This window comes from Pseudomonas sp. PDM03, assembly GCF_014852385.1.
Classification (GTDB): Bacteria; Pseudomonadota; Gammaproteobacteria; order Pseudomonadales; family Pseudomonadaceae; genus Aquipseudomonas; species Aquipseudomonas migulae.
The window spans coordinates 53,367-66,627 of the sequence record NZ_JACVBM010000028.1 but is presented as its reverse complement, the minus strand read 5'-3'; the positions used below and the strand labels follow the sequence as shown (position 1 = coordinate 66,627).

Genomic DNA, 13,261 nt, shown 5'->3' with positions numbered 1-13,261 from the left:
CGAGTAAAACAGTCGCTCCTGCCCACTCGATAACTGTCCCATCATGCTGCGTGCTTCCCTGCTGGCCAATGCAGATATTTTGCCGCAGGCCAGATAGGGGAGCTACTTTTTCAACAGAATCGGCCGATTGCTGCCTCTCATGGAAGGCTTCAGTCGCCCCTTTGCAGCAGGTCGAGAGATGGGCAGAAATCGCCGCCGGAAGCTGGTCTCGCGAGGCTGTAATCTGTATCAGTAGCCAGTCTACAGCGAATCAACTATTACTCGATCAAACGCTTTTCAATACCCAGGGTTGGGTTGAAAGAGATAGAGAACCCACCTAGCTTCCCGAAGTCGGTAAACATATCAAAACCAAGAAGCAAGAATTTTTCGCAAGTAACATCCGAAATGTACATAGTGCGAGAAACGAACCTGGTTGCCATGCAAATCTGAGCGTGCCCGCCGATTGTTGCTAATGAAGAATTTTTTATTATTTGCTGCAATGCAATGATCGGGGTTCTGCCTTTCCAATATTTCTCTTCGGCGCATGTTATGTTTTTACGTTCAATCTCCTTTCGGACATCCTCTTTCCGGTCTCCCAAAATCACGTACTCTCCACCAGAAATATTTCTCTCTTCAAAGCTAATTTTCGCCGGCTGTTCTGGAGAGTTATTTAGGACATAGAGTTTTGTATCGTTATGTTTTTTGCAGAAGCCGAAAATTACTATTTCACAGCGAGCCCTATTGGGGTCATAAGCCCCCACAGCCATCAGATATTTTTGCGCTATTTTTTGCGTTAATTTAGCAATCTCCTCAATGCTCGGGACTCGATCTTCGATTGACATAGATATATCACCGTTCTCGTCGTAATAATTCGTCTCAGTCAGATTGTCCAAACACAAAGCCAAGATGTCTTTTACGCTAGTCCCGATGAGAGTGCTACCCGCAAACCCGTAACAAACACTCAGGATCTTATGAGAATGCTCTCGAGTTACCGTGGCTTCGCCCTGATATATATTAACGGGTAAAACAAACAATTTTTGCAGGCTATCCGTCATTGTCCCTGTTCCATCTGAAACCCTAGAGTCTGCAACAGCCCAGAGACCTGGATACCAATCCTCGCTTTTGTTGTTCCAGCATATGATTGAAGTCATTAATTCTCGCGTCCCTTCTTCGATTTGATACCCCATCGACGCCGATGAGCATCGAAGAGGGAGCCTATCTCGGCACGCTCGCCACTGACAATCATCTTCGTTGAGTTGAGTTGATCACGCGGCCTCACAGGATCAACCGAGTGAATCGCTCCGTGTTTCGTAACAGGCCCTCCGAATGTCCGTGTTTGGCCGCTCTCTGTCGGTCGCGATAGGCAGAAAACGACCCAACGATAACAGTGGCGACAAGCAAAAATCGACCCGAAGGAGCCAGCTAACCTCTGCACTGCGGCAGCTGCCGTAGGCTACGCGGGCCTCTAAGCGTACTTAGGAATGTTCCCACCTGGCGCGAGGAGCTTTAATTCAGCATCATTTCAGCATCATTTCAGCATCATTGATCAGAACGCTACGCTGAAAAATCGCTATGATGCGATTTTCGACTGGTCGGAGGCTCGCGCTGCGAGTTCGATGGATGTCCATTAACGCATTTTATTGTGATCTCAACGAGTTTTGCCGAAAGTACTTAGTTGGAAATACACCAGTATCCAAACAAGATTTAGCCGCCTTCACCCCAAGACAAAAAAGTGTTAATGCGTCGACTTTCGAAAACTTAATGCTTTTTGATAAGACTATGTTTAAGGTGTACGGCGAAAACATACCCCTAGCCTATTTAATAGGCATCATGGGCGAGAAGGCTTTCGAAGAGCTTATCGAGCAGGATGCACTAGGATTTGTGCTATGGAAACCGATGATAACTTTTATGGTGGATCCGATCTCCGGCATCGACCCCCTCGGTTCTGGAAATACGTCAAGTCCTGCGCATTCTGACCCTGAGGAGTCTTTGGAATTGGGATTGCAATGGCTTAAGTCGCCCATGAGACGTCAGAAGCGCAGATCACTAGTTAAAAAGCTGCGAGACAAGTATGAGGTTACGGAAGATCATCTTCCCCATCGCGCTGTAGAGCTGACAACCTCAGCTTATAACAGTTCGCGACTAGATGCTTATGGATTTGATTCGAAGAACGTACCCTACCGAAATGTGCCTAACAAACTTTATAACGGATTAGCCAAACACGCCGAAAACATCCTCGAATATGTATACCTATTAGAGAACGGATTAAGCTCAGTTTCAAAGGCGGAATTTCACGACTATTTGTTAACTTCGAACAGCAGGCTTAGATCGGCGAATATTGCATTAAGCAATTACTGTCAAATCATAGATGTCGAAGGTGTGCCCGATCTGAAGTCCATGTATCACAACTGCACACAACCTTTCGATAAACTTCTCCTGATGCGAAACAAAGGTTACGCAAAGAAATTTAGATCCTGGCTGGCCGGTATTGATAGTGACCTAGACTCACAGGAAGTTATCAAGGCCTACTACGAGGCCATTCTGAAGCCGCAAGGGTTTCTACAAACCGGACCTGGGAAGATGGCCAAAACCCTTTCGATGGCTGGCGTTGGAATGGGTATAGGCGCTCTAATTGGTGGCCCAGCCGCCGCTATTGCTGGCGCCGTGGGCGGCAAGCTGATCGAGGGTACAGCCGACATCGGTCTCGACTTACTAGATGCGTATCTGTTGGACGGAGTACTGAAAGGCTGGACACCAAGAGTGTTCATAGAAAAACTCGACCACGCAACCCGCAAAGATCTGTCAAGAAGCCGAGTCGAGCCAAGAATTTGAAAGAATAACCGAGCGGCTGCTTTTGGCCGAGGCTGTGTAAAAACGTTTTTCAGCGCGACAGGTACTCAAAACCGGACTGGAAATCGCGCTTCTACGAAAAATCCACATCTGCTGACGTGCCAATAAATTTCAGATTTAACGTAAACGCGCGCACTCCAATTTTGGCGAAGCGTTTTTACACACTCTGGGCCGATTGCTGCCCGTAACGAGGGGCATTTCATGTAGATGCCAGCAATTATGACAGGCAGCATTTCTTAAACTTATACCCACTGCCGCAAGGGCAAGGGTCGTTGCGCCCAACCTTTGGGCCATTCGAGCGCGGCCTTGAGGCAACAGCGTGCAGTCTGGTCGCCTTACCCATGCCCTCCGTCAGAACATCCATTTCACTACTCTGTTGCCATGGGAAATCCAAGTTGATCCCGAAGCGTAGAGCTTGATCATTCGGACGAAGGCATACGCCAAACCAAGTTGTCGCTCGCTCGGTGTACTTTCGGGCGTGACAGTGCCTTTGAAGGCTCGGCCCTGCAATTTCAATCGGATCGTTGCTGCAGTGGATCGTAAGGCCGGTATCGCCTTGACCTAAGCTTGCAGTAAAGTCGTGGCTCTTGCCGTCGGCCACTCCTTGTTTGGCTATCTGATCAATAGCCTTGCTAGCTGCAATGACTGTGTCCTCATCAAGCGTCAGCAATGTAAAGCCAAGATCGATAGTGGCGGGCTCTGGTGAGGCTTCAATGGCCTTTGTTATCCGACCCAGCGCCGTCGCGGCAAACCGTGTCAGTATGCCGTCCGGCGTACTTTTGCCTGGAATGCCCTCGCGCCGGACAAGCATCGCCAAATCCAAGTCTGCCGAAATATCGTCATCCAGCATGATCATGTCGTACTCATTACTCAGCCACAGGTTCTGCTTGAGGTGATACGACAGGATCGTTAGTTCGTGCGACGCCATCAACTTCTCTGTATATCCCGTCCTGCGGTCAATATAGCTGAGTAGCTCAAGCGGCGATCCCAGCATTTCTGTCATCGCATCGAGCGCGAAAACGTCCATGATAAATGGCGGAGAGATCGTCGCGGTCGGAGTGCATTTTAGGAATTGCCGAGCCTGGAAGCTGAGTGCCGGATAGTGATCTGCGATGAGGCACAGGACGTATATGCGCTTGAGCTTGTCCGGCAGTGGCACAGCGTTGCCAGCGGCATCCCGGAACGCGCATTTGCCTTCCTCCAGCAGTTGGGCGCAAAGGTATGCTTGATCACTCGAGTCTTGAATACTCTTCTTGAAGTCATCCTTTATTTGGAGGTCGTTGCCGCGTCGGGCTTCCAGCGTCAACCGCTTCGACTTCGCTTGCAGAAGCAGGGCGCGATCGCCGAACAGGACCAGGACATCAATTTCTCCCAGTTTGTTGCCTTTCGATCCGAATATGTCAATGTTAGAGAGGACATTGTCCGCACCAAAAACCTGTGTCAGTCGTTCGACGGCGAACTGCTCTGTGAATTGGCCGCGGTGCTGCATCGCAGTGCTGACATAAGCCTTGTCAGCGCCCATCCAATAGAACGGTGCTTCATAGAGTGCTTCGACCAAGCTGTAGATGTGAAAAAGGGCGTAACGGCCATCCGGCGTAGGGATTAGAGGGCTGGCGTTGATGATGTTGAAGTCGTTTAGCACCGTGAACTGCTCGTTGCACGCGCCTGCCGGAGCTGCAAAGGCCTTCAAGACGCGCTCAACGACTGCTGGGTCCATACGTGCACAGTCGGCCACTTCCTGGATCGCAAATGTAAAACAAGGCAGGAACGTCCAATCCTTCGGAGCGGCCGTGCGCATCGAATGGAGCGTATCGCCCGCCTTTTCGTCCTGCAGACGCGAGATCGTAAAGACGACGTTGCGGGCATCTTGGATGGAGAACTGCTTGTTTGCAGTGAGCCAATCGTCATCGCGTCCATATTTGGCCGGAGAGAAGTCTCGGTACTGGAAACTGTAGGCGGATTCACCCCCGTAGAAGATGGGCTCTCGCAGGACAGCACCGCTGGTGAACGGGTTGAAATCTTTGTCGGCGATTTTAGCCGGATCAATATCTTTCCAGATCGCAGCCGACATGGTGTGGTGAATTTCTTCGAGTAAAGCCTCTGTCGCCTTGACGTAGCCTTCGAGTGTCTTCGGCGCGGGCAAGGTGTAGTCGATGTCGCGCTTAAGCATAAGGCCGATGACGGTAGATGTTTCTGTGCGGATTAGCCGCCCCCTTGAGAAGAGCTGCTGCATGTCATCAGCCTTCATCTCACCGGAATAAAGGATCATGTTGTCCCGGAAGCATAGGTAGGCGACGGCATGCACGTAACCTGGCGAGACGCTCAGTTCTGCCAACTCTTCAAAGATCGCTTGTTCGGAACGCATTGGCTTGGCCACCTTCTTCATGATTTTCGCTACTTTGATGTCGTGCATCGCCAGCGGATCGAGCTGATCTCACCTCAACATACGCTGCTGCTCAATGGTGTAGCGCGTGCAGCGAAAGCATATACGACGAACGCAGGGATTCATGATGAATCGAACACTTTCATGAGGACGTGAGCTTTCGCGTCGGGCTGATCGCTGCCGGTTATGATCCGCAGCTGTCGGTCGGAGGCGGACTTAGGCTGGTCCGCTTCTTGGCAATTGTGGCCTACGGTTTACTCAAATTTGTAAACGCTGCTGTAACACCTATCTGGCCTGTAACACCCAACGCACATGATAGACAAACGGCGTGTAACACCAAAAAAGCACAATTAATTCAATTAGTTAATGTATTAAGTAACACCCGCAACACCTGTAACACGTCTTTTCGGGCCCCCACACCCCATCAGTGAAAGCGCCGCCAGCGAAAGCAATACAGGCTTGGTATTGATTAATGCAGCATTCGAACGCTGGGGAGCCGAATGCTAGGACGCTTGGGAGGTATCGCCTGCCCACTACGAAAAGGGGATATGCATCGACCGAGTCACCGACATCGCCTGGGCCCCTAAGGATGTTTGATGGGTACGGGGTCGGAAACCCGCCGGACTTTGTTAGCGGACAGGTGCCCAGCTTAGTGAACAGGTGAACCGGGTGAACACGGCGTTCACCAGTGCAGTTGCACAGATGTTGGGAGGTCGCCGGGGACCCTGAGCATTTCTGAATGACACGGGGCATAAAACCCGCGCGATCTTGGCAGCGGCTGATTTTTTTACATTGGTTGACAGGTTGACTCGGTTGACGGCCCGAGGTGTCCATAATCATCAACACAATCGGCCATCGTTACCGATGCGGTAACGATGGCCTTTTTTCAGCAGAATTCTTTCGATTTCAATGCCTGAAATTTCAGTAACTTTGAAATCCTTCCACTAACGTAGCCCCGCGGGTTTCCGACCCCGTACCTACCGGTTCTCCGTAGGGGCCCCCGGCATTTTCTGCTCGTCCAGCACGGTGGTACGCTAAAGCTCAACCTAAGGAGAGGCTATGGAATCGGCGCGCGACAGAAAAACCATGGAAATCGTTGAAGCTGAGGATCTCTGGCTTTTGCCGGAGGTGGACACCTACGGCTACATCTGTAGAGGCTGTGAACTCGATGTATTCCCCGCCTCTTATCAAAAAACTAATCTGCAGCGGCCTCATTTTCGAAGTGCTCGCGGAAAAGACCACTTTGAAGGGTGTGATATCGAGGGGGAAAAGAAAACAGTATCCAAAGGGAAGACAGGAAGCGTCCGCAAAGAACTGGAGACAAGTGCGGCATTGTCCCCTGCACGTTTAAAACTCCGAAACGAACGGACTGTCGTCGACATCGACCTCCCTCCCTCTGCTGCCCAGACGACTAGCGTCAGCAAAAGTCGATCAGGGGATGTAGGTGAAGAAAGGCCGAAGGGACGACGATCAGCCAACAGCATCCGCCCGATCTGCAGAGCGTTTATCGACTTTCCTTATGATCGGGATTTGTCACTTGAAGTGCCTGGTATCGATGACACGACGTACCAATACGCTTTCAAAAAGCTCCGTGGCGAGGGGATAGAAACCTTCACTCGATCTAAAATTTTCTACGCAGAGCTTCACTGGAGCAAACCCGAAGAAGAGGGGGATTTTCTTTACATCAACCTGTCCGCAGGTGAGTGGGTCAAAGATCCTCCCAAACTAGTCCGGCCTTACAGAATCCGGGTCTGCCGGGAAGGTTGGTCGAAGGCAAAACGCACAGTTGTGCGCAATGAAATCGACGTGCTCCGTGAAGAGGGTATTGAGGCGAAAAAGAAAAATAGCAAAGAACGGCCATGGGTTTTCTTCATCGGCGAACAGGATGAGAAAGACCCCGCAATCTTCAACGTGTCCGATCACCGGTTGGTCTGTGGCCTGCTCGGAACAATTACTTATCCCAAGCGCTAGTAGTAGACTTACCGTAGTTTGATGACTTCCAAGGGAAGCCAGTAGGAAGCAGCGTGTATCCCTACTTGTATCCCTGAATGAATAATCACTCTGCAGGGCACGGATTATATAGGTTGCGCGAGTCTCCCTCGGGCACCAAAATTAAGAAAGGTCTTGCTTAGCAAGGCCTTTTTTTTCGCCTGCGATAAAGTGGCTGACACCCCGCCGACCTGTAGGAGCCAGCTTGCTGGCGATGCTTTTGACCTTCTCGCTGGTTTCGGCGGGTACGACAATTCTCAAGGATTCATCCCATGGAACTGCTGCTGGAAACTGTTGCTCTGTTCTGCCTGAAGCTGGCTTATGAGACGGAGGGGGCGAGTCCGATTTTGCGGGATGATCCGATCATGAGTGATTATGAGCGGGAGGTGTTTGGGTTGTTGGTGCGGCGGGGGGATATCAAGGGGATTCAGTTTCGGGTGGCGCACTGCATTGGTTTGGCGCTGGACGCTATTGGTGGTGTTGATACGCCGTTGGGGCGAGAGTTGCATCGGCTATCCGCTGATTTCAGCAATGCGCGGACGATGGAGCAACTTGATACCCCACTCATCGCGCTCAAGGATTATTTGAAAGAAATTCAATGAATAAAGGCGAGCGGCCCAAAATGTGGAACACCCGATATTCGGTTTGGGGTCAATCTCCACGCCCTACCCAATACTCTTTTCTCTTTCTTAGCTGTTCTTTGGGGATCAGAGATTGCCCTACGCCGCACAGCTAAACTGCTCTCTTGATTTTTACCCAAGGATGCCCATTAAACGTCGTATATACGAAGTTTTCTTCCCTACGTTTTCCGTCTGCACCGTCGTACAAAATTGATACAGTCCCTGACGTTTCCGGCAACGTGAGGAATTTCACCGGTATTGAAACAGAGCGATTGAGGTCAATTATTGCGAACTTTCCTTCACTGACTCCGCCAAAAGGTGGGTCAATGGCTATCTCAACTGCGTACGCAACGGACCTTGCAACCCCTATCTCAATACTTGTTTCCGCATAGAACCCGAGGCCGCGATTGGAGCTGACCGAGGGCCCGCCGCCAAAAACGAAATTCGCCCGAAAGGTGCGCTCTGTTTCCTCCAACTGCAGTTGCAGCGCCTGCTGCTGTGCGTTGATCTGCTGGGTGGCAGCGGACGCCATAATCGATTGCTGCTCCACAGAGTTTCTGAGCTCTTCGGCCTGCAACTTAAGCGCCTCAGTACCCTGTCGCAATTCATCACCCTGTTGCAGGAAGCCGAGAATAAGCCAGAGAAACGCGACCGGCCCGAAAGCACCTGCAAGAAAATCGCCTACCTCATTCAAAGGCATGATCATTAGTGTGTAGGTGCGACCCCACACCAACGCAGCCAGTCCCAATAAGTAAACCGCCGTAACGACCCCACCGATCAGCCCCAAGCGCTTACGCATTTATATTCTAGTCTCCATCTACTAGCACGAATTGCCAAACCTTGACTTTGCATGATGCTAAATTTGCCTTGCTTTGCAGAGGCTTTTTTTCACCTGTAGAAAAACCACCGTCATCCTCCCGCCGCTACGCCACCTCACCTAGGAACCAAAAACTTTGCCCAATTCTCCGGACCGGCTACGCTGGACGAGGCCAATCGCCAGCGCGCGATTGTTCAGGGTCAAGGCCGTCGGTATCGCTGTCTCGACCCTCCAATTTTGAACGAGCGGCGGGTCTCAGCAGGCCGTCGTTTCTCGATGGAAGCGAGACATGATTGAGTCGATTAGCCTGTCCAATATTGCTACTTATAGTCCAACAACCCCTGAAACCATCGCGAATCTCAAGCAAATAAACTTTTTTTACGGGGCGAATGGTGCGGGCAAGACAACCCTCAGTCGGCTCATAAATAAGCCCGAGATTTCAAGAGATTCCAAGATCACTTGGCTGCGGAATATTCCAATCCCGGCAATGGTCTACAACAACGACTTCATTAAGGACAACTACAAGGACTCCGAAGATCTCAAAGGCGTCTTTACACTGGGCAAAGCTGAGAAAGAACAGCTTGATCGTCTCAAAGAACTCCAAGCAGAAAAACAGCGCCACCAGCAGCAAAAAAATAGATCGATGGCGATGCTGGATGGTGAGAATAGTAATGGCGGTAAAAATGCAGAGCTTGCAGCTTTGGAAGCAAAGCTGCTTACCCGCTGCTGGGATCAAAAGCAAAAGCACGACAACGAATTCCATGGCGCTTTTACAGGCGTAAGGAACAGCAAAGAAGGGTTTAAGGCTCGTGTATTGCAAGAAAGTGCGAGCAATCAGTCAGCCCTTGTCGATCTGGCCAACCTCAAAGAAAGAGCGTCAGTTTTGTACGGCGAAGCCCCCTCGCCAATGAACGTTGTCCCAAATCTCGACCTATCTCGCTTGATTACTTTCGAGACCAGTCCGGTTCTGAAGAAGAAGGTAATAGGTAAAGAGGATGTAAGTATCTCTGCTCTGATTCAGCGGCTTAATAACAGTGACTGGGTTCGTCAAGGCATGAGGTTTTTAGAGCACTCGGATGAAAAGTGTCCTTTTTGCCAGCAAGGCATTTCCCATGATTTCGAGAAAAGTCTTGCCGACTATTTTGATGAAACATTCGAAGCGGATACCAAGTCCGTAGCAGACCTTCGCTCGCATTATTTTCGAGTCGCGGATGAATTGCTGGGGCAGGCTAATGCCATATTGACCATGGCTTGTATTCATCTTGATAAAGAAAAGCTCGGTCTCGATTTCCAGACCATGGAGGCCATAGTTCTTGTCAATAAGGGTCGAATCGATAATAAGGTGTCCAGCCCGAGTATAGAAGTAGACCTTGAAAGTCTTGAAGGGCTTCACCACGGTGTCGAAGAGGTCATCCGCGCTGCCAATGTGAAAGTCACGGAGCATAATCGCTTGGTCGCGGGTTTTACGGCTGAGCAAAAGAAGCTGACTGGGGAGGTGTGGAAATACATTCTGGAGTCAGAACTCAAAACTACTTTGGCAGACTATGGCACTGACAAGTCGCGATTGCAAAAGGCGATTACAGGAATCACCAGTAGCCTTGAGAAGGCTCAGCAGGATATTGCTCAGGCCGAGTTAGAGATCGATAAGATAGAAACTTCTCTAACGAGTGTTAAGCCCACGGTTATTGCCATAAACAAAATACTGAAGGATTTTGGATTTCGTAGCTTTTCCCTCGATCCGGCCTGTGCTGGAAATTCCTACAGGCTTATTAGGGCTGATGGAACGGATGCCAAAAACACCCTTAGTGAAGGTGAGAAGACGTTCGTCACCTTCCTATATTTCTATCATCTGCTCAAAGGCAGCATCACGACATCCGGTATCAAGACCGATCGCGTCGTGGTCATTGATGATCCTGTCTCCAGTCTCGATAGCGACGTATTATTCATCGTAAGTAGTTTAATCAAGCAGCTATTTACCGAGGTCCGACAAAAGGGTGGCAATCTAAAGCAAATTTTTGTGCTGACTCACAATGTGCATTTTCACAAAGAGGTCACCTTTAACCAAAGCCGGAAACCTGGCGCCTCTCTCGGCGATGAAGGGTTCTGGATCGTTCGTAAACCTGGGCATTACTCAGAGATTGAATTCCACTCTGCAAACCCCATTAGAACTTCGTATCAGCTACTGTGGAATGAATTGAAGAAAAAGCCCGTACCGGCCCTCACGCTCCAAAATACCATGCGCCGAATCTTGGAGAATTACTTCAAGATCCTTGGCGGTATCGACACCCAGACGCTTGTCGCTCGGTTTGAAGGGCATGAAAAGATTCAGTGCCAGTCTCTCATCAGTTGGGTTAACGACGGATCGCATTACGCTCCCGATGAACTCTACGTTGCCATCGGTGACGCCATGGCTGCCAGCTACATGAAGATTTTCTTCAAAATATTTAAAGTCACAGACCACATGGCTCATTACCAGATGATGATGGATGGTGACTTCGTGGATCTGGATCCTGATGAGTCCATTCCAGAGGCAGTACTCTCAGACAGTGCGCACCAACTCGCCTCAATCGTCGAGGATCCTGCGTCTCCCATATTAGTTGATTTGCCTATCGAGCGTGGGGAAGAGAGTCTACGCGAGGCCACTACAGCTCTCACGAAACCCACTGACCTGCTGACGCTTAGCCCTGAGGAGCTGGATTCAGACATACCGTTCTGAGTTTCATCTGATCCTCGCTTGGTGTGCCAGGAAGCACGCACATTAAGATAGCGGGCTGATAGCGGCTGCATTCGCCACGGCAGCCACAACCCACGGATGGCCCTGCCCTTTTTCAACACACGTCATAAAAAAGTCTCCCGTCGCACATTTATCACCCCGTGTGTTTGAAGGTTGCAGGAAAAAGGCCTGCACGATACCCTCCCACCGTCGCTGCCAATTCAGCGACCGGGTATGGAAACCCGTGTAATTCAAGGCGCAACAGCGCCCCCATCACGTCTGCCGGCGCTTTTTTTATGCCTGCGGCGTGAGTTATGGCGGCTGTGCGTGGGACGTCTTCGGGCGTGCCGGTTTCCTTGATTCCCGGTTTTCCACCCTGCGCACAGCTGTCACCCATTCGTGTGGAAACGAACGTGGCAGCTCCTCATATCAAGGAGTCTGATAATGCGCAGCATGAATCCGTACAAAATTTGGCTTTTCCCTCTACGCAATTCCCAATCGCGTAGCGCTTCACCCCTCCCCCATCGCCTCTCCGTCACTGGAGGCACCCAATGACCAACCAACCCGAACTAAAAACCATCGGCCTAACCCCCGCCATCTACTGCGGCGATCAACCACTCTTCCACGTCACCCGCGACGTCCCCCTCGGCGATGCGTTATCTATGGCTTCCGATTTCCTGTTCCTCGCCAAAACGCTCACCGAAGATGCTGCCTACGCCAAAGACACCGACCGCCACGCCTGGGCTGCGCATTATTTGACGTCGATGAGTAAGGCGCTGGTGGATGATGCGGTGAAGGTGTTGACGCGGGATCGGGATTCTTTGTCGGGGTCCAAGCGGGCTGGGGCGAAGGCTGAAGGGTTGTAGCCGTCAGTCGATAAGGTAGGAAGTCTGTGGGGGCGGGTTGTTTGGGGTGGCGGCGGTGTATTCGGCCATTGGTGGTGGCTGGTTTGGCGCTATCGCCAGCAAGCCGGCTCCTACAGGGAGTGTGGTTGTCAGGTGGGTGATGTTGGCCCTGAATTTTTTTAACCAAGGAGTGGAGTGTAGTAATGTTGTTTGATTCGCTGGTTATTTACGGTGCTTGGATTGGGGTGTGGGTTTGGATCGTGCGCTGTCGTGGCACGCTGAATCTGTGGCTGGCTAATCTGGCGGGGTTTGTTTGTGGCTGTATTGTCGGGATGGTGGTGGAGCAATTGACTCGTGCCGCCAGCGGGATTCTGTCGCCGAATGCGCCTTTTATGTTGTATTCGATTATGGCTGGGTTTGGCATGTTGGTTGGGACATGGATGTGGCTTATTGCGAGGCTTGAGCAGCCGGAGGATCTGTTTCTGCGCCATTTGTTTGCCGGGGCGGTGAGTGTTTTTGTTGGCGCGGTTGTGCTTGGGCAGGCTTGGTCGTATTTGGTTTCTGGGTGAGTGTATTCGGGAATAGTGGTGGCTGGTCTGGCGCTATCGCGAGCAGGCTCGCTCCTACAGGGGTTGTGGGTTAGCCCCGGGTTTTTCGGGGCTTTTTAGCATTCAGGTTAGAGGAGGTGTTGGGAGATCAGTTTGGAGATTTCTACCATTGATGTCCGGCCGGTGAATTCGAATTTCACTTTGCCCAGCGACGAGAAGTAGATCTCCAGTTCCGAGTCCAGGTCGAACGTGCCGGAGGTTTCTACCGAGTACGCGACGATGTTTTTGTAGGGCAGTGAGGTGAAGTCTTTTTTGCTGCCGGTGATGCCTTGTACGTTGACGGCGATGATGCGTTTGTTGGTGAAGACGACGCCGTCGCGCATGGATTTATACGAGTCGATGACGTGCTCGCCTTCCAGCAGCAGTGCACTGACCCGTTCTGCGTATTCTTCGTTTTGCTTGAGTTTGAAGAAGCCTTTGTTGTTGAAGTCGATCATCTGCCCATCCTCCGTTCGAA

General features: G+C 50.9%; 10 protein-coding genes. 6 read left to right on the top strand and 4 right to left on the bottom strand.

Annotated elements, in window-relative coordinates; translation table 11 throughout:
- Window positions 1–257: 257 nt before the first annotated feature.
- Window positions 258–1,130: a hypothetical protein gene (locus tag IB254_RS27215; RefSeq protein ID WP_192420496.1), complete on the bottom strand. Its 873-nt coding sequence runs from the start codon at window positions 1,128–1,130 to the stop codon at window positions 258–260.
- Window positions 1,131–1,599: 469 nt separating this feature from the next.
- On the opposite strand from IB254_RS27215, the gene IB254_RS27210 reads away from it, so the two are divergent.
- Window positions 1,600–2,811, top strand: a complete 1,212-nt coding sequence (locus IB254_RS27210) for a hypothetical protein (RefSeq protein WP_192420494.1) — start codon at window positions 1,600–1,602, stop codon at window positions 2,809–2,811.
- Between the two features lie 235 nt (window positions 2,812–3,046).
- Here the strand turns inward: IB254_RS27210 and IB254_RS27205 are convergent, their stop codons facing one another.
- The gene (locus IB254_RS27205) at window positions 3,047–5,242 is read right to left on the bottom strand and encodes an SEC-C metal-binding domain-containing protein (RefSeq protein WP_225602521.1); all 2,196 of its coding nucleotides are present in this window, start codon (window positions 5,240–5,242) and stop codon (window positions 3,047–3,049) included.
- Window positions 5,243–6,271: 1,029 nt separating this feature from the next.
- Between IB254_RS27205 and IB254_RS29595 the strand changes: the two genes are divergently transcribed.
- Window positions 6,272–7,183 carry a hypothetical protein gene (locus tag IB254_RS29595; RefSeq protein WP_225602520.1) on the top strand — a complete coding sequence of 304 codons (912 nt, stop codon included), beginning with the start codon at window positions 6,272–6,274 and terminating at the stop codon, window positions 7,181–7,183.
- 290 nt (window positions 7,184–7,473) lie between these two features.
- Entirely contained in the window at window positions 7,474–7,803 is a 330-nt protein-coding gene (locus IB254_RS27195; RefSeq protein WP_192420492.1) for a hypothetical protein, read from the top strand.
- A gap of 130 nt (window positions 7,804–7,933) precedes the next feature.
- Here IB254_RS27195 and IB254_RS27190 read toward each other — a convergent pair whose 3' ends face one another.
- The gene (locus IB254_RS27190; protein ID WP_192420490.1) at window positions 7,934–8,620 is read right to left on the bottom strand and encodes a hypothetical protein; all 687 of its coding nucleotides are present in this window, start codon (window positions 8,618–8,620) and stop codon (window positions 7,934–7,936) included.
- A 307-nt stretch (window positions 8,621–8,927) separates the two neighbouring features.
- Between IB254_RS27190 and IB254_RS27185 the strand changes: the two genes are divergently transcribed.
- From IB254_RS27185 to IB254_RS27175, 3 genes are all read left to right on the top strand, one after another.
- On the top strand, window positions 8,928–11,354 hold the full coding sequence (locus tag IB254_RS27185) for an AAA family ATPase (protein WP_192420488.1): 2,427 nt from the start codon (window positions 8,928–8,930) through the stop codon (window positions 11,352–11,354).
- Between the two features lie 548 nt (window positions 11,355–11,902).
- Window positions 11,903–12,217, top strand: coding sequence for a DUF3077 domain-containing protein (locus IB254_RS27180; protein WP_192420486.1), 315 nt, complete (start codon window positions 11,903–11,905; stop codon window positions 12,215–12,217).
- A 182-nt stretch (window positions 12,218–12,399) separates the two neighbouring features.
- Window positions 12,400–12,765 carry a hypothetical protein gene (locus IB254_RS27175; RefSeq protein ID WP_192420484.1) on the top strand — a complete coding sequence of 122 codons (366 nt, stop codon included), beginning with the start codon at window positions 12,400–12,402 and terminating at the stop codon, window positions 12,763–12,765.
- A gap of 107 nt (window positions 12,766–12,872) precedes the next feature.
- Here the strand turns inward: IB254_RS27175 and IB254_RS27170 are convergent, their stop codons facing one another.
- Window positions 12,873–13,241 carry a PH domain-containing protein gene (locus IB254_RS27170; protein ID WP_008025469.1) on the bottom strand — a complete coding sequence of 123 codons (369 nt, stop codon included), beginning with the start codon at window positions 13,239–13,241 and terminating at the stop codon, window positions 12,873–12,875.
- Window positions 13,242–13,261 lie beyond the last annotated feature (20 nt).

Excerpts from the sequence above, each read along its gene's own strand:
- IB254_RS27210 (WP_192420494.1), top strand. The coding sequence starts at position 1,600 with ATGTCCATTAACGCATTTTATTGTGATCTCAACGAGTTTTGCCGAAAG.
- IB254_RS27170 (WP_008025469.1), bottom strand. The coding sequence starts at position 13,241 with ATGATCGACTTCAACAACAAAGGCTTCTTCAAACTCAAGCAAAACGAA.
- IB254_RS27215 (WP_192420496.1), bottom strand. The coding sequence starts at position 1,130 with ATGACTTCAATCATATGCTGGAACAACAAAAGCGAGGATTGGTATCCA.
- IB254_RS27185 (WP_192420488.1), top strand. The coding sequence starts at position 8,928 with ATGATTGAGTCGATTAGCCTGTCCAATATTGCTACTTATAGTCCAACA.
- IB254_RS27175 (WP_192420484.1), top strand. The coding sequence starts at position 12,400 with ATGTTGTTTGATTCGCTGGTTATTTACGGTGCTTGGATTGGGGTGTGG.
- IB254_RS27190 (WP_192420490.1), bottom strand. The coding sequence starts at position 8,620 with ATGCGTAAGCGCTTGGGGCTGATCGGTGGGGTCGTTACGGCGGTTTAC.
- IB254_RS27180 (WP_192420486.1), top strand. The coding sequence starts at position 11,903 with ATGACCAACCAACCCGAACTAAAAACCATCGGCCTAACCCCCGCCATC.
- IB254_RS27205 (WP_225602521.1), bottom strand. The coding sequence starts at position 5,242 with ATGCACGACATCAAAGTAGCGAAAATCATGAAGAAGGTGGCCAAGCCA.
- IB254_RS29595 (WP_225602520.1), top strand. The coding sequence starts at position 6,272 with ATGGAATCGGCGCGCGACAGAAAAACCATGGAAATCGTTGAAGCTGAG.
- IB254_RS27195 (WP_192420492.1), top strand. The coding sequence starts at position 7,474 with ATGGAACTGCTGCTGGAAACTGTTGCTCTGTTCTGCCTGAAGCTGGCT.